Annotated in this window: 17 protein-coding genes; 14 read left to right on the top strand and 3 right to left on the bottom strand. The window is 54.3% G+C overall.

Annotation, left to right across the window (positions count from 1 at the left end; all coding sequences use genetic code 11):
* The first annotated feature begins 93 nt into the window (after window positions 1-93).
* The 5 genes from ACX9GT_RS12640 to rsxC all read left to right on the top strand — a co-directional run bounded on the left by ACX9GT_RS12640 (window position 94) and on the right by rsxC (window position 5,540).
* A complete protein-coding gene (locus ACX9GT_RS12640; RefSeq protein WP_473191375.1) occupies window positions 94-1,506 on the top strand; it encodes a glycoside hydrolase family 1 protein in 1,413 nt (470 codons plus the stop codon).
* Window positions 1,507-1,623: 117 nt separating this feature from the next.
* Complete coding sequence (locus ACX9GT_RS12635; RefSeq protein ID WP_473191374.1) at window positions 1,624-2,064, top strand: DUF2569 domain-containing protein; 441 nt, start codon at window positions 1,624-1,626, stop codon at window positions 2,062-2,064.
* A gap of 113 nt (window positions 2,065-2,177) precedes the next feature.
* Entirely contained in the window at window positions 2,178-2,759 is a 582-nt protein-coding gene (rsxA, locus tag ACX9GT_RS12630) for an electron transport complex subunit RsxA (RefSeq protein ID WP_037399631.1), read from the top strand.
* Window positions 2,759-3,334 carry an electron transport complex subunit RsxB gene (gene rsxB, locus ACX9GT_RS12625; RefSeq protein WP_473191373.1) on the top strand — a complete coding sequence of 192 codons (576 nt, stop codon included), beginning with the start codon at window positions 2,759-2,761 and terminating at the stop codon, window positions 3,332-3,334. The genes rsxA and rsxB overlap by 1 nt, the downstream gene beginning before the upstream one ends.
* Window positions 3,327-5,540 carry an electron transport complex subunit RsxC gene (rsxC, locus tag ACX9GT_RS12620; RefSeq protein WP_473191372.1) on the top strand — a complete coding sequence of 738 codons (2,214 nt, stop codon included), beginning with the start codon at window positions 3,327-3,329 and terminating at the stop codon, window positions 5,538-5,540. The genes rsxB and rsxC overlap by 8 nt, the downstream gene beginning before the upstream one ends.
* Before the next feature lie 29 nt (window positions 5,541-5,569).
* On the opposite strand, the gene ACX9GT_RS12615 is transcribed toward rsxC, so the two are convergent.
* Window positions 5,570-6,463 (bottom strand): helix-turn-helix domain-containing protein, encoded by an 894-nt coding sequence (locus ACX9GT_RS12615; RefSeq protein ID WP_473191371.1) that lies wholly within the window; start codon window positions 6,461-6,463, stop codon window positions 5,570-5,572.
* A 378-nt stretch (window positions 6,464-6,841) separates the two neighbouring features.
* Here ACX9GT_RS12615 and rsxD point away from each other — a divergent pair, with 378 nt between their 5' ends.
* The 6 genes from rsxD to bla all read left to right on the top strand — a co-directional run bounded on the left by rsxD (window position 6,842) and on the right by bla (window position 13,153).
* Window positions 6,842-7,927: an electron transport complex subunit RsxD gene (gene rsxD / locus ACX9GT_RS12610; protein WP_473191370.1), complete on the top strand. Its 1,086-nt coding sequence runs from the start codon at window positions 6,842-6,844 to the stop codon at window positions 7,925-7,927.
* Between the two features lie 9 nt (window positions 7,928-7,936).
* Complete coding sequence (rsxG, locus tag ACX9GT_RS12605; protein WP_473191369.1) at window positions 7,937-8,566, top strand: electron transport complex subunit RsxG; 630 nt, start codon at window positions 7,937-7,939, stop codon at window positions 8,564-8,566.
* A complete protein-coding gene (locus ACX9GT_RS12600) occupies window positions 8,563-9,264 on the top strand; it encodes an electron transport complex subunit E (RefSeq protein WP_473191368.1) in 702 nt (233 codons plus the stop codon). The genes rsxG and ACX9GT_RS12600 overlap by 4 nt, the downstream gene beginning before the upstream one ends.
* Window positions 9,261-9,896 (top strand): endonuclease III, encoded by a 636-nt coding sequence (nth, locus tag ACX9GT_RS12595; protein WP_473191367.1) that lies wholly within the window; start codon window positions 9,261-9,263, stop codon window positions 9,894-9,896. Before ACX9GT_RS12600 ends, nth begins: the two co-directional genes overlap by 4 nt.
* A gap of 584 nt (window positions 9,897-10,480) precedes the next feature.
* Window positions 10,481-11,992, top strand: a complete 1,512-nt coding sequence (gene dtpA / locus ACX9GT_RS12590; RefSeq protein WP_473191366.1) for a dipeptide/tripeptide permease DtpA — start codon at window positions 10,481-10,483, stop codon at window positions 11,990-11,992.
* Window positions 11,993-12,271: 279 nt separating this feature from the next.
* The gene (gene bla / locus ACX9GT_RS12585; protein ID WP_473191365.1) at window positions 12,272-13,153 is read left to right on the top strand and encodes a class A beta-lactamase; all 882 of its coding nucleotides are present in this window, start codon (window positions 12,272-12,274) and stop codon (window positions 13,151-13,153) included.
* A gap of 27 nt (window positions 13,154-13,180) precedes the next feature.
* Here the strand turns inward: bla and ACX9GT_RS12580 are convergent, their stop codons facing one another.
* The gene (locus ACX9GT_RS12580; RefSeq protein ID WP_473191364.1) at window positions 13,181-14,020 is read right to left on the bottom strand and encodes an aminoglycoside phosphotransferase family protein; all 840 of its coding nucleotides are present in this window, start codon (window positions 14,018-14,020) and stop codon (window positions 13,181-13,183) included.
* Window positions 14,021-14,169: 149 nt separating this feature from the next.
* Here ACX9GT_RS12580 and ACX9GT_RS12575 point away from each other — a divergent pair, with 149 nt between their 5' ends.
* Window positions 14,170-14,547 carry a RidA family protein gene (locus tag ACX9GT_RS12575; RefSeq protein ID WP_473191363.1) on the top strand — a complete coding sequence of 126 codons (378 nt, stop codon included), beginning with the start codon at window positions 14,170-14,172 and terminating at the stop codon, window positions 14,545-14,547.
* Between the two features lie 23 nt (window positions 14,548-14,570).
* Here ACX9GT_RS12575 and ACX9GT_RS12570 read toward each other — a convergent pair whose 3' ends face one another.
* On the bottom strand, window positions 14,571-14,882 hold the full coding sequence (locus ACX9GT_RS12570; RefSeq protein WP_473191362.1) for a hypothetical protein: 312 nt from the start codon (window positions 14,880-14,882) through the stop codon (window positions 14,571-14,573).
* Between the two features lie 192 nt (window positions 14,883-15,074).
* On the opposite strand from ACX9GT_RS12570, the gene ACX9GT_RS12565 reads away from it, so the two are divergent.
* The gene (locus ACX9GT_RS12565) at window positions 15,075-15,344 is read left to right on the top strand and encodes a hypothetical protein (protein ID WP_473191361.1); all 270 of its coding nucleotides are present in this window, start codon (window positions 15,075-15,077) and stop codon (window positions 15,342-15,344) included.
* Window positions 15,334-16,032: an HD domain-containing protein gene (locus ACX9GT_RS12560; protein ID WP_473191360.1), complete on the top strand. Its 699-nt coding sequence runs from the start codon at window positions 15,334-15,336 to the stop codon at window positions 16,030-16,032. Before ACX9GT_RS12565 ends, ACX9GT_RS12560 begins: the two co-directional genes overlap by 11 nt.
* Window positions 16,033-16,071 lie beyond the last annotated feature (39 nt).

The following is a 16,071-nucleotide window of genomic DNA, read 5'->3' as shown; positions in this document are numbered from 1 at the left end:
ACCGGTTTCAGAAACCGGTTGCAAACACATTTCCGATCCACATAAACTATCCTCAATGTTGGTTTGTTATCTTCTACAAGAGAGAGAATAGTTATGTCTGCTTTCCCGAAAGAGTTTCTCTGGGGCGCGGCTACCGCAGCGTATCAGGTTGAAGGTGCGCATGATGTTGACGGTAAAGGCCCTTCCATCTGGGATACCTTCTCCCACCTGCCCGGCACCACTTATCAAGGCACCAATGGCGATGTCGCCGTCGATCACTATCACCGCTTCCGTGAAGACGTCGCGTTGATGGCAGAGATGGGCATGCAGAGCTACCGCTTCTCCATCTCATGGCCGCGCCTGCTGCCGCAAGGCCGTGGCACTATCAACGAAGCCGGAGTCAAGTTCTACAGCGATCTGATCGATGTATTGCTGGAACACAACATTGAACCGATGATCACCCTGTACCACTGGGATCTGCCGCAGGCGTTGCAGGACGAAGGCGGCTGGGAAGCCCGCAGCACTGCGGAAGCCTTCGAAGAATACGCCCGCCTGTGCTACCAGCGCTACGGCGATCGCGTCAAACTCTGGTCGACTTTCAATGAAACCGTGTGCTTTATCGGTTTTGGCTACATCACCGGCGGCCACCCACCGGGTGTGAAAAGCCCGGCGCGGGCGCTGCAAGCCTGTCACCATGTGTTTGTCGCCCATGCCAAAGCGGTGGCAGCATTCCGCACCAGCGGTATCGATGGCAAGATCGGCTTTGTGAACGTGCTGCAAACCCATACCCCGCTCAGCCAATCGGCGGACGATCTGGCCGCCTATCAGTTGGCAGAAGGCATTTTCACTCATTGGCTGTACGATCCGGTGCTGAAAGGGGAATACCCGGCGGAACTGCTGGCGCAAGCGCAGGCGGTGTGGGGCGTGCCACAGTTTGCCCCAGGCGATGAACAACTGCTGCGTGACAATATCTGTGACTTTATCGGCCTGAATTACTATAAGCGTGAAACCATCGCCGCCAATGAGCATGAGTCACACCTGACCATGAATACCTCCGGCGAGAAAGGCAAAGGCCATCAGCAAGGTAACGAGTTCGGTTTCAAAGGGCTGTTCAAATTTGTGCGTAACCCGACCGGGGTTTATACCGACTGGGACTGGGAGATTTACCCGCAGGGCCTGACCGAAGGCATCATGAACATCAAGGCGCGTTACGGCGATATTCCTATGTATATCACCGAGAATGGCCTGGGTGCCAAAGACCCGATTATCGATGGTGAAGTGGTGGATGACGATCGTATCGACTATCTGCGCCAACACATTGGGGCGATTGAAGATGCCATCAACCAAGGCGCGGACGTGCGCGGCTATTATCCATGGTCATTTATCGATTTACTGAGCTGGCTCAATGGCTTCCAGAAGCAGTACGGCTTTGTGTACGTTGATCACAACAAGGGTCTGGCGCGCCAACGCAAGAAGAGTTTCTTCTGGTATCAGAAACTGATCGGTAGCAATGGGGCGGAGCGGTAATTTCCCCAATGGGCGCAAGCTATTGCGCCCATTATCCATCTGATTGATATTGATGACGCACCAGCTATTACCCGTTAAGCTATGCGGCTTATTTATCATGTCTCTCAGGATACCGTTATGACTCAAGCTGAATACTCCCGCATCGGCGGTTGGCTGCTGGCCCCCATGGCCTATCTGATCGTCACTCTGCTTAGCGCCAGCCTGATGTTGATGCTGTACGGTATGGCAATCTTTATGCCGGAATCACGCGAATATCTGATCACCAACGCCCAGGCGTTTACCCTGCAGTGGTATTTCTCGGTGCTCACCGCGCTGGTGATGTGGTGCTTTACCCTGTATCTGCTGTGGCTGTTCTGCCAGCGCTCGCAGCGCTTCCCGAAACTGTTTCTGCTATGGTTGCTGATCACCGTACTGTTGGCGATCAAAGCCTTCGCTTTCTCCCCGGTATCGGATGAAATGGCGGTGCGCAGCCTCATGTGGCCGCTGCTGATGGCCGCGTTGCTGGTGCCCTATATCAAGCGTTCCAAACGCGTAAAAGGCACATTCACCGAGCAGTAAGTGCGAATTTTCATCAAAAGACACAAAAAAGCGCGATACCCCTGCGATTCATCGGTTGTCGTTAGGCCGCCAATTCCCGATAATAGGCGGCTTTTATTTTTTTAGGCATCGCAATGACCGAATACCTGCTTCTGTTTGTCGGCACCGTGCTGGTGAATAACTTTGTCCTGGTGAAGTTTCTGGGCCTATGCCCATTTATGGGCGTTTCCAAAAAACTGGAAAGCGCCATCGGCATGGGCATGGCCACCACTTTCGTGATGACCATGGCCTCTGTCTGCGCCTGGCTCATCAACAGCTTTATCCTGATCCCGTTGGATCTGGTGTATCTGCGCACGCTGTCTTTCATTCTGGTGATCGCCGTTGTGGTGCAATTTACAGAAATGGTGGTGCGCAAAACCAGCCCGGCGCTGTATCGCCTGTTGGGGATCTTCCTGCCGTTGATCACCACCAACTGCGCCGTGCTGGGTGTTGCGCTGCTTAACGTCAATCTGGGCTATAACTTTCTGCAGTCTGCGGTTTATGGCTTCAGCGCCGCCGCAGGCTTCTCGCTGGTGATGGTGCTGTTTGCCGCCATTCGTGAACGTTTGGCAGTCGCCGATGTACCGGCCCCCTTCCGTGGTTCTTCAATCGCGCTGATCACCGCCGGGTTGATGTCGCTGGCCTTTATGGGCTTTACCGGGTTGGTGAAATTCTAATGACCGCGTTGTGGATAGCGATTGCCGCATTAAGTGCATTAGGCCTGCTGTTCGGCGTGGTGCTGGGCTTTGCCGCGCGCCGTTTTGAAGTGGAAGAAGATCCGGTGGCCGAGCAGGTGGATGAGATCCTGCCGCAGAGCCAGTGTGGTCAATGTGGTTATCCCGGCTGCCGCCCGTATGCCGAAGCCGTCGCCAACGGCGAGATGATCAACAAATGTGCCCCCGGTGGCGAACAGGTAATGCTGAAGCTGGCCGAGTTGCTCAACGTTGAACCGCAACCACTGGATGGCGGCGCAGCGGTGGCCGAACCGGTGCGCAAAGTAGCGTTTATCGACGAAGCCAACTGCATCGGCTGCACCAAATGCATTCAAGCTTGCCCGGTTGACGCCATTGTTGGCGCGACGCGCGCCATGCATACGGTGATTACCGATCTCTGTACCGGCTGCGATCTGTGCGTCGCGCCCTGCCCAACCGATTGTATTGAAATGAAACCGGTCGCCACCACTACCGCCAGTTGGAAGTGGGATATGCAAACCATTCCGGTGCAAGTGATTCACGTGGAGCCACATGTTTAATCTGTTCACCGCCTTCAAAAAAGACCGGATTTGGGATTTCGACGGTGGAATTCATCCACCAGAAATGAAAACCCGATCCAGCGGTGTGCCGCTGCGCGTGGTTCCCCTGCCTGCCGTATTTATCATCCCGCTGCAACAGCATTTGGGGCCGGAAGGCGAGCTGTGCGTTAAGGCTGGTGATCGGGTTTTGAAAGGCCAAGCGCTGACCTTTGGCCGTGGCCGCACCTTGCCGGTGCACGCACCGACGTCGGGCACCATCCGCGCCATTGAACCCCACGTCACTGCCCACCCTTCAGGATTGGCAGAGCTGTGCGTGATCATCGAGCCGGACGGCGAAGACCGCTGGTGTGAACTGGCACCGGTGGCGGATTACCACCAATTGGATGCTGAAGAGCTGATCCAGCGTATCCACCAGGCCGGGATTGCGGGCTTGGGCGGCGCGGGCTTCCCCACCGCCAGTAAGTTACAGGGCGGCAGCCACCAGGTGGAAACGCTGATCCTGAATGCTGCCGAATGTGAACCCTACATTACCGCCGACGATCGTTTGATGCAGGAACATGCCGATCAGATCCTTGAAGGCACCCAGATCCTGCGCCATTTGCTGCAACCCAAGTTGACGCTGATCGGCATTGAAGACAACAAACCGCAGGCCATTGCCGCTCTAAAAACCGCATTACGCGCTCATCCCGACATCCAATTACGGGTGATCCCGACCAAATACCCTTCCGGCGGGGCCAAACAGTTAACCAAGATCCTGACCGGCAAAGAAGTGCCGCACGGTAAGCATTCATCCTCCATCGGCGTGCTGATGCAAAACGTCGGCACTGCGTTCGCCATCAAACGCGCGATTATCGATGGTGAACCACTGATTGAACGTGTGGTGACCCTGACGGGCGATGCGATGAGCCAACCCGGTAACGTCTGGGCGCGCCTCGGTACGCCGGTGCAACATCTGTTGGCGTTTGGCGGTTTCCAGCCACAACCACAGCAGATGGTGATTATGGGTGGTCCGTTGATGGGCTTTACCCTGCCTTCGTTAAACGTACCGGTGGTCAAAATCAGCAACTGCCTGCTGGCACCGGCGATCAACGAAATGGCCCCGCAGGAACAGGAGCAATCCTGCATCCGTTGCGGGCTGTGCGTCGATGCCTGCCCAGCCGGGCTGTTGCCGCAGCAGCTTTACTGGTTCAGCAAAGGTGACGAACACGAGAAAGCGCGCAACCATAATCTGTTCGACTGCATTGAATGCGGCGCATGTGCTTATGTTTGCCCGAGCAATATTCCACTGGTGCAGTATTACCGCCAGGAAAAGGCCGAGATCAAAGCGCTGGATCAGGAAGCGGCACGCGCCACAGAAGCCAAGGCGCGTTATGAAGCCAAACTGGCCCGATTAGAGCGTGACAAGCTGGCGCGGGAAGAACGCCATAAAAAATCCGCAGTGAAACTGACTGACAGCGATCAGGGTGCCGTAAGTGCCGCATTGGCACGCGTGCGTAGCAAAAACAGTGAAGCGGCGGGCATGATCATTACCGGGCTGGTGCCAGACAACAGTGCCGTCATTGCCGCTCGTGAAGCGCGTAAAGCGCAGGCCAGAGAACGCAAAGCTCAGTTAGCACAACCGGAAACCCCGGCAACTCCGGCGTTAACGGAAGAGATAGATCCACGTAAGGCTGCGGTTGCTGCCGCACTTGCCCGTGTAAAAGCCAAGAAAGCCGCTCAGCAGGAATCACCTACCGCAGCTATTGAACCTGCTGTGTCTGCCGCAGAGGAAGATCCACGCAAGGCCGCAGTGGCTGCCGCCATCGCTCGCGTAAAAGCCAAGAAAGCCGCCCAGCAGGAACCACCTACCGCAGCTATTGAACCTGCTGAGTCTGCCGCAGAGGAAGATCCGCGCAAGGCCGCAGTGGCTGCCGCCATCGCTCGCGTAAAAGCCAAGAAAGCCGCCCAGCAGGAATCACCCGCTGCCGCTATTGAACATGCTGAATCAGTCGCAGAAGAAGATCCGCGCAAGGCCGCAGTGGCTGCCGCCATTGCTCGCGTAAAAGCCAAGAAAGCCGCTCAGCAGGAATCATCTACCGCAGCTATTGAACCTGCTGAGTCTGCCGCAGAGGAAGATCCGCGCAAGGCCGCAGTGGCTGCCGCCATTGCTCGGGTAAAAGCCAAGAAAGCCGCCCAGCAACTCGCCACCGCAGATAAAGAGTCGTGAAAGGTGCCTTGCAGAACGCAAGGCACCGTTTAATCGATGGAAATCAGATAGGTGTAATTGATATCAATCTGGCGCAGTTTGGCATCCGGTTGCCACTCTTTGGCTTCGAGCATTTCCATCTCCACGCTGCCTTTTACCTCATTAAGCAACCCCGGCCTCACGTTGGCGATCAGGTAAGACACAAACTGACCGCACTCTTTCGCCGTTCCCTGATGGGTAATGGAAATATACTCCCGCCCTGGAACATGAATATTATCAATACGATGACCGGAAAGAATATCTTTCTTATGCTCTGGCTCTACCGCCATAACGTGCGTGGATAAACGCTCGTCATCACCAGATTCACGCGAAGAATGGATGCTGAAAACCTTGTGGCATTCCACATTCAAACCTCGGAAAAAATCTTTAAAAATCTCGGTCTTCATCGCTACACAGGAGGAAAACTCCATCTCTTCCGAAACTTCAAACTCCAGTTCACGTGTGAACCCCACCAGATGCATATCCGGCAGCGTCAGCCGTTTCAGTTCTGGGTAAAAATCCGCTTCATAGCATGCATCAAAGTTGAAGCGCGGCATCAGGTTTTTCACATCCCATTTATCCATGGTGCGGTAACGGTTTGGCGTGGTGCCGAATCGCTGTTTGAACATGCGGGTAAAGGTTTGCTGGGAGTCAAAACCCAGCTCATCTGAAATATCAATAATCGAACGGTTGGTGATGCGCAAGGCAACAGCGGCCCTAGTGAGAACGCGTGAGCGAATGTAGGTAGCAAGCTGGATGCCGGTAATACGCTTGAATTTGCGTTGCAGATGCCATTTGGAATAACCGGAAATCCGCGCGACCTCATCAAGATTGGGCCGCGTTTCCAGATGAATTTCTACCCACTCAATCAGTTCTTCAATAAAAAAAATGTCTTCGTTAGTCATTATTATTTGTTCGCCAACTTAATAATACCTGGGATAGTAACCGATCTGGATTATATAAAAGTTGCTATTTTGTGCGGATAATCGCCACTAAAATAACATGTTAGTCGTACCTGCACCGATCGTTATCGAACGTTTTATACGCGAAAACGCTCAATGTCAGATTAACCTAGCGCATGTTTATGGCGAAAAAAAAACCACTGTGCCATTGACGAGCGCTCTTCCTGGCAGCAAAGTCTTAAACCTGAATATCCTTATGATTAGCACGTATTACCCCAGGTATGAATGAGGTAGAATGCAGCGCTGTAATTTCCTCCGGTGCCCATAGCAAAGGGCGCTGTGAACGTGCTGATAACATGGCAAAGAAATGGTAGTGACTCTATGAAGTTCAGGCCGGTACAACAAACAGCCACCAAAGGCTTACACATCGCCAGTTCCCCGTTTACCCATAACCAGCAAAGCACCCGCCGGATCATGCTTTGGGTGATGCTGGCCTGTATTCCCGGTATGGCCGCGCAGGTGTGGTTCTTTGGTTATGGCAATCTGGTGCAAACGGCATTGGCGATGGTGACAGCATTGCTGGCAGAAGCCGCGGTTCTGGCGCTGCGTAAACAGCCGGTGCGCGCCCGGCTGGCGGATAACTCGGCCCTGCTCACCGCGCTGTTGCTGGGGATCAGCCTGCCACCGTTGGCCCCTTGGTGGATGATCGTGATCGGGACCTTGTTTGCGATCGTCATTGCCAAGCAACTCTACGGCGGCCTGGGGCAAAACCCGTTCAATCCGGCCATGGTCGGCTACGTGGTACTTCTGATCTCCTTCCCGGTGCAAATGACCAGTTGGCTGCCGCCGGATGAACTGCGTGCCACCGCGCTGTCGCTGCACGACACCCTGCTGAGTATTTTCACCGGCCACACCGCCCAAGGGGCAACCATCCATCAGCTACAGTTGGGGGTGGACGGTATCAGCCAGGCAACGCCGCTCGACGGGTTTAAAACCGGTCTGCGCAGCGGCCATTCTGTAGAGCAGGTGTTGCAGCAACCGCTGTTCGGCGGTGCGCTTGGCGGTATCGGCTGGCAATGGATTAACTTGGGCTTTCTGACCGGAGGCCTGTTTATGCTGGGCCGCAGGCTGATCCACTGGCAAATCCCCTTCAGTATGCTGGCCGCGATCGCACTGTGTTCGGGCTTGGCGTGGCTGCTGGAGCCCGCGCAACAGGCATCGCCGTTGATCCACCTGTTCTCGGGGGCCACCATGCTGGGTGCGTTCTTTATCGCCACCGATCCGGTCAGCGCGTCCACCACGCCAAAAGGACGGCTGATTTATGGTGCGCTGGTGGGTTTGCTGGTCTGGCTGATTCGCGTTTATGGCGGTTACCCAGACGGTGTGGCCTTCGCCGTGCTGCTGGCCAATATCACCGTGCCGTTAATCGATCACTACACGCAGCCGCGCGTGTATGGCCACCGCTGAGGAATCATCATGCTGAATTCAATGAGAAAGCATGGCATCACCCTGGCGGTGTTTGCTGCGGTGACCACCGGTTTAACCGCGATGGTCTACACCTTGACCAAGACCACCATTGCCCACCAGGCTGCTCTCCAGCAGAAAGCGTTGCTGGATCAGGTGGTGCCACCAGAACATTACGATAACGATATGCAAAGCGAATGCTTGTTGGTTAGCGATCCGGCCTTAGGCAGTGGCGCGCCGCATCGTTTGTATCTGGCGCGTAAAAATGGCCTGCCGGTGGCTGCGGCGCTGGAAACGACGGCTCCGGACGGCTATTCCGGCGCGATTAAATTATTGGTGGGAGCGGATTTCCACGGCACCGTGCTCGGTACCCGCGTGGTGGAACATCACGAAACACCGGGGCTTGGCGATAAAATTGAATTGCGTATCTCCGACTGGATCTCCTTCTTCAGCGGTAAAAAAATTGCAGGCCCCGATGATCAACGCTGGGCAGTGAAGAAAGACGGCGGTATGTTCGATCAGTTCACCGGTGCCACCATCACCCCACGTGCGGTGGTCAATGCCGTGCGCCGTACGGCGTTGTATATGGAAACGCTGCCATCTAAACTGGATACCTTACCCACCTGCGGAGCCAGCGAATGAGTGAAGTCAAAGAGTTAATCGTTCAGGGGTTGTGGAAAAACAACTCTGCGCTGGTGCAATTATTGGGTCTGTGCCCGCTGCTGGCGGTGACTTCAACCGCCACCAACGCGTTAGGGTTGGGGCTAGCCACTACGCTGGTGCTGACCATTACCAACGGCACCATCTCTGCCCTGCGCCGCTGGGTGCCCAGCGAAGTGCGTATTCCGATTTATGTGATGATCATCGCAGCAGCGGTGAGCGTCGTGCAGATGCTGATCAACGCCTACGCGTTCGGTCTTTATCAGTCTTTGGGGATTTTTATCCCGCTGATCGTCACCAACTGCATCGTGGTCGGCCGTGCTGAGGCCATCGCTGCGAGGAAACCGGTCGGTTTGGCCTTAGTCGACGGCATGGCTATTGGCCTGGGAGCCACCGGAGCCATGTTCGTGCTCGGTTCGCTGCGCGAATTGATTGGCAATGGCACCCTGTTCGATGGTGCCGATATGCTGCTGGGCAGTTGGGCCAAGGTGCTGCGTATTGAAGTGGTGCATTTCGACACGCCGTTCCTGCTGGCGATGCTGCCACCGGGGGCGTTTATCGGCCTGGGGCTGATGCTGGCCACCAAATATGTGATTGACGAAAAAATGAAGGCGCGCAAAGCCAAACTTTTGCTGGCTGAAAACCAAATGGAACAGGGACACGCAGAGAAAGCGTCATGAATAAAGAAAAACGCCTGGAAATTCTTACCCGTTTACGCGACAGCAACCCGCATCCGACCACGGAACTGGTTTACAGCACGCCCTTTGAGCTGTTGATTGCCGTGCTGCTTTCTGCACAGGCCACCGACGTCAGCGTCAACAAGGCCACCGCCAAGCTCTACCCGGTCGCCAATACCCCTGCTGCTATGTTGGCTCTGGGTGTCGATGGTGTAAAAGAGTACATCAAGACCATCGGCCTGTTTAACAGCAAGGCTGAGAACGTGATTAAGACCTGCCGTATCCTGCTGGAAAAGCACGATTCTGAAGTGCCGGAAGATCGCGCAGCGCTGGAAGCCCTGCCCGGCGTCGGCCGCAAAACCGCCAATGTGGTGCTCAACACCGCCTTTGGCTGGCCGACGATTGCCGTGGATACGCATATTTTCCGCGTCTGCAATCGCACGCATTTTGCGCCAGGGAAAAACGTCGAACAGGTGGAAGAAAAACTGCTGAAAGTGGTTCCTGCCGCCTTCAAAGTGGACTGCCACCACTGGCTGATCCTGCATGGGCGCTATACCTGCATTGCGCGTAAACCGCGCTGCGGTTCGTGCATGATTGAAGATCTGTGCGAATACGATGGCAAAACAGAGTTGTAATAACCCTCTCAAACATGCCTGAAGCTGGCCGGTCAGTTATGCAACTTTCTGCTTAACTGAACGGCATCATACCGACCCCTATTAGCCACGAATTTTTGCTGAAAAATGCATTGTTGCGTTATTTTTAAGAAAAAATGAGCCGGAAATTGCCAGCAACATCATGTTCTCACGATCACATCCTATTTACATACTTCCCTCAATTTTTCCAACTTTCTATAATTTTACAAAAGATGATTTATGCACAATGATCATTCAGGTTATTTCACTCATCTATTGATATGAACTTCGTAAATCACTAATAGCAGAAGATATCACTTTAAAAATAATCTCAAACCACAAATCAAAACAAAAGTTCGATAAATAGGAACAATGCAAACGTTAATACTGCATAAAATTTGTAACATAGTAGCATAGTGACATGAAGGTTATCTGTAACGGAATATGTCAAAAAGCTTGCCTCGTTGACAAAGATAGTGAACATTACCCGCCGTCATTGACTCCTATAACAAGCAAAGGATGCAGCCCTGCATCACTTTTGCTATTTCCCGTTTAATCATACGGGCAGTGAAAAACCAGAGGTCCTAGTGTCTACTGCAAACAACCAACAACCGGAAAGCATAAGTCTTAACGCTTTCAAACAGCCTAAAGCGTTCTACCTGATCTTTTCGATCGAACTCTGGGAACGTTTTGGTTACTACGGCCTGCAAGGCATCATGGCCGTTTATCTGGTCAAAATGCTGGGTCTGAGCGAAGCCGACTCTATTACCCTATTCTCTTCTTTCAGCGCCCTGGTGTATGGCTTCGTGGCCATCGGTGGCTGGCTGGGGGATAAGGTTCTCGGGTCAAAACGGGTGATCGTTCTGGGGGCGATGGTTCTGGCCGCCGGTTATGCCATGGTGGCGTATTCCGGCCACGATGTGTTCTGGGTTTATCTGGGTATGGCGACCATCGCCGTGGGTAGCGGTCTGTTCAAGGCCAACCCGTCTTCCCTGCTGTCTACCTGCTATGAGAAAGACGATCCGCGTTTGGATGGTGCATTCACCATGTACTATATGTCCGTCAATATCGGTTCGTTCTTCTCCATGCTGGCCACGCCTTGGCTGGCGGCAAAATATGGCTGGAGCGTTGCTTTCTCACTGAGCGTCGTCGGTATGCTGATCACGCTGGTCAACTTTATGCTGTGCCACGGCTGGGTTAAGCAGCACGGCTCAAAACCGGACTTTCAGCCGTTGCAGGTTCATAAACTGCTGATGGTGTTAGTCGGTGTCGTTGCGCTGATCGCGCTCTCCAGTTGGTTGCTGCACAACCAGACCATTGCGCGCTGGGCGCTGGCCATCATTTCTGTGGGGATCGTTATCGTGTTCGCCAAGGAAACCTTTGCGCTGCACGGTGCGGCACGCCGCAAGATGATCGTAGCCTTCCTGCTGATGCTGGAAGCGGTAGTCTTCTTCGTGCTGTACAGCCAGATGCCAACCTCACTGAACTTCTTCGCCATCCACAACGTTGAGCACAACATTCTGGGCATTGCCTTTGAACCCGAACAGTATCAGGCGTTAAATCCGTTCTGGATCATGCTGGCCAGCCCGATCCTGGCGGCGCTGTATAACAAGATGGGCGATCGCCTGCCAATGCCGCACAAGTTTGCCTTCGGCATGATCCTCTGCTCCGGTGCATTCCTGGTGCTGCCATGGGGTGCCAGCTTCGCTAACGATCAGGGCATCGTTTCGGTTAATTGGTTGATCCTGAGCTATGCCTTGCAAAGCATTGGTGAACTGATGATTTCCGGCTTAGGCCTGGCGATGGTGGCGCAGTTGGTACCGCAACGCCTGATGGGCTTTATCATGGGCTCCTGGTTCCTGACCACCGCAGCGGCAGCGCTGATTGCCGGTAAGGTCGCCGGGCTGACCGCGGTGCCTAGCGATATCAACGATGCGCATGCCTCACTGGCGATTTATAGCCACGTGTTTATGCAGATCGGTATCGCTACCGCCGTTATCGCCGTATTGATGATGCTGACGGCACCAAAGCTGTACCGCATGACCTTGGATACCGCAGAAGATACCGAAGCAAAAGCGCAGGCCGCTGCCGCTCACTGATTCCGGTCGCCATTGCAGGAAAAACGCCGGGGCTGATTACCCTAATGCCGGTCAGTTAAGCGCAAAGCTGCATAATTATGCAGCAGGTGCTAAAGGTGTGGCCTCCCTCTCCCCGAGGGAGAGGGAGAGGGAACTGGTTAGCCTTAACTGACAAGCATTAGGGCTGATTACCCTGGCGTTTTTTATGGGAGCTTCACTATTTTTTCTCGCTGCCACGGCACATAACCCCCTGAATCCGCATATAATAGAGCGCCGAATAACCAACCTGGACGATCCGCTATGTCATTCTCTCCCCTACGCCGCAAATTGCTTTTGGCTGCGGCTGCTATTCCTGCCATCAGCGCGCTCAATCCCTTGCTGGCGTATGCCGCCGATAGCGCATTACAACAGCTCGCAGCGCTGGAAAAAGCCTCCGGCGGCCGCTTGGGGGTGGTTGCCATCAATACCGCCGATGGCAAAACGCTGCAACTGAACGGCGAACAGCGCTTTCCGTTCTGTAGCACCTTCAAAGTGATGGCGGCCAGCGCCATTTTGCAGCACAGCCTGAGCAATAGCGGTTTTATGCAGCAGCGTATCCGCTACCAGAAAAGCGATCTGGTGGCCTATTCGCCGATCACTGAAAAACATCTCGATAGCGGTATGACCGTGAACGAACTGTGCGCTGCCGCGCTCCAGTACAGCGATAACACCGCCGCCAATCTGCTGATGAAACAGCTCGGCGGGCCTGCGGCCATTACCGCCTATGCGCGCAGCATTGGTGATACCACCTTCCGGCTGGATCGCTGGGAAACCGAACTCAACAGCGCCATTCCAGGTGATGAACGCGATACCACCACGCCAGTTGCCATGGCGGCCAGCTTGCAGAAGTTAACCTTGGGCAGTGCGTTGCCGCAGGCACAGCGCGAGCAACTGGTAGCCTGGATGAAAGGCAATACCACCGGAGATAAGCGCATCCGTGCGGGCGTGCCAGCCGGTGCGACCGTGGCGGATAAAACCGGGGGTGGCGACTACGGTACCACTAACGATATTGGGATCGTTTGGCGAGAGAAACGTGCTCCGCTGGTGATCGCCCTGTACTTTACTCAGCCACAGCAGGATGCCAAAGCCAACAATGAGGTGATCGCCTCTGCGGCGCGGATTGTCAGCCAGGCGTTTGCTTAAGCCATACCTTTATTCAAAGACGCCCAATCATGGCAGGATAAGCCCCGGATCGCCTTGCGGCAGCGCGATGCCCAACGCACGCGCTGCCAGCTCAGCCACGCGAAAGTCGATATCAGCCTCTTCTCCATCTTCCAGAAACCAGGCGGCGGAAAGCCCGGCCCAGGCCAGGATCCATTGCAACAAGCGGCTGCGTTCCAGCCCGGCCAATGCACAAACCTGCTCAACGCGACGGTGAAAAATATCAGGATCGGTGGCAACACCGTAATTGGGATTGCAGAAGATGTTGGCATAATCAAACCCGCGTTCGCCATACAGGCGTTTAGGATCGATCACCAGCCAGCCGCGCTCGGCAAAATCCAGCACGTTGTCATGATGAATATCGCCGTGCAGCACGCTTTGTTCTCGTGGGCTGGTCAGCAGTTCGGCCGCTGCCGTGGCGCTCAGGCGCAACATGCCTCCGTGGGCCTGTGCTGCGGGCCACAAAGCGTTAAACCATTGGTGCAGCGGGATCAGATCGGGAAAGGGTTCAGCGCGTGGCGCGTGCAACCGGGCGATCGCCTGGCACAGAATTTCGGTGGCCCGCGCATCCTCGCCGCCGCGCACCATCTGCGCCAATGATCCGCCGCCCATCGCCCGCTCCAACAAGATACCGTCATCGTGCCAGGCCAGAACTCGCGCAGCACCTTCGCCTTGCCACCAACACATCAGCAGGCCGCCGAACTTTTCTTCCTGTTCACGAGCAATCTTCAGCATGGCTGGCAAGCCTTGATAACGTACCGGCATCAGCAAGCTGCTGTGCGTTTCGAACGCTGTTCCATCTGGCTCAAGTTGCCAACGTTGCAGATAAGGAATAAATGCCTGGTTCATCCCCTTGGTGCATCCTTATTGCGTGAACGACTTGCTGGGATGATAGTATTGCTTGGCAATAGACTGCAAAACTTTTGTCAGCACGGTATACCCTACAAGCTCTCTGGGTATAGTGCGGTTGTTTTTTGAAAGATCTTGTGGGGTTTATCATGTCGCTAATAAAACGCACCAATTATCCACAATTGCCCAAGCCAGGCGGGCCTTACGTGCATGCAGTCCGGCATGCAGACACGTTATACGTCTCGGGATTAACCGCATTCGCTACCGAAGCTCAGGGGCATAAAGCCTCACACCAGGCGCGCGCCATACTCGAACAGTTGGCTACCATCGCCGCCAGCGAGGGAACTAACCTCAAGTCGCTGGTCAAAATCAGCGTATTTCTGACCGATATCGCCGATCTGGCGGCGATCCGCGAAGTGCTGTTCGATTATCTGGATGGTGCTCTGCCAGCGTGCTCATTGATGGCCGTCAGCGCCCTGTTTTCACCCCAACTTAACGTTGAGATCGAAGCGATCCTCGCCTTATAAATCTGGGGCGCTAGCCTGCGCCCTTAAAGCGCACTGACTTCATCCACCTGATGATGAAAAACGTAAGGATCGGAAATCAGGGCAAAAGCGTCATCATCCGGGTAAGTGACCGCCACGTGATAATCGTCACCAGCGAAGCATTTGATGGCCTGCCATGATTCCCAATAGGTGGCCAGAAAAAAGTGGGCATACTCGCCCTGAACTTCCTGTCTGACAAAAGCACCACAATTACCCGCGACAGATTCAGCATGCTGTACACCGGTGATGGCCAAATGGTCGGCAAACCCTTGCCGATACGCTACAGGCACACAACCGTGCCAGGTTCTGACGATCATAATCCACCTATTGAATAAAAAACCGAGAGTAATGAATAAATAACCTATCATTTTTTTAGCCAATCTCAATGTCTCATTGCGTGGCTTTTGTACCAAGACAGAAAAACTGCTGTACCAGCAAATAACCGCTCTGCCGCCGCCCGAAATATTCTGGTAATTTACGCATGAGATACTGATCACGAGTGGATGACTATGCAGCAAAAACCGATTCTGCACGAAGCCAGACAATTGAAACGCCTTAACGCAGCCACACGGCGACAATCACACGTCTACAAGTGGATTGCCTTGGTCGCTGGATTGGATGCACTGTTGGTGTTCTGGTATGACCGGGATATGCGCAATGTCTCTTTTTCCACCGCGGTGGCGTTAGTCTGCGGTTATTTATGGATCCGCGATCGCAATAAAGCGCGCAGTTACCGGCGTGAGTACGATCGTAAATATGGACAACATCATGACGGTTAGCCCCATGAATAAAGAATTATCCGTGCTTGCATCAGCACTGCCCCTGGAACTGCTGCAACCTTTTCACCCCTACCAAGAATTAGCCCAGAAACTGTTACCACTGACGCTCGATGGCGATGATGGTTCTCACGATGTCGCCCATCTGCATCGCGTGTGGAAAAACGTCCGTCAGCTCAGCCGTGCTGAAGGGGGCGAACTGCGCATTCTTTGTGCTGCGGTTCTGTTACATGACTGTGTTGCGGTAGAAAAAAACTCGCCGCAGCGTCACTTGGCTTCACGTATGGCAGCAGAAAAGGCGGCCACCACGCTGGCTGCGCTCGATTGGTCTGCTACTGACATCGAAAAAGCGGCACATGCGATCGAGGCACACAGTTTTTCTGCTGCCATTCTTCCACAAACGCTAGAGGCAAAAATCCTGCAGGATGCCGACCGGCTCGATGCTATTGGCATGATTGGTGTTGCCCGTTGCTTTTATATCGGTGGCCGCATGCGTAGCGCACTTTACGATGCCGCCGATCCGCTGGCACAGCGACGTCAGTACGATGACAAGCGTTTTACCCTGGATCATTTCGAAACCAAGCTGTTCAAACTGCAAGATGGGTTCCAGACGTCGACTGGCCGGATCATGGCCGAGCAACGGACCGAGCGTATGCGCCATTTCCTCAGCGAACTTCAAGAAGAAGTTTGATAACTGCGCTGCAATATTTATGACGTAAATCCTGTACAC

Source organism: Serratia sp. YWN4, assembly GCF_055790845.1.
The sequence above is the reverse complement of the archived record's forward strand: the minus strand, read 5'-3'. Positions and strand labels throughout refer to the sequence as shown.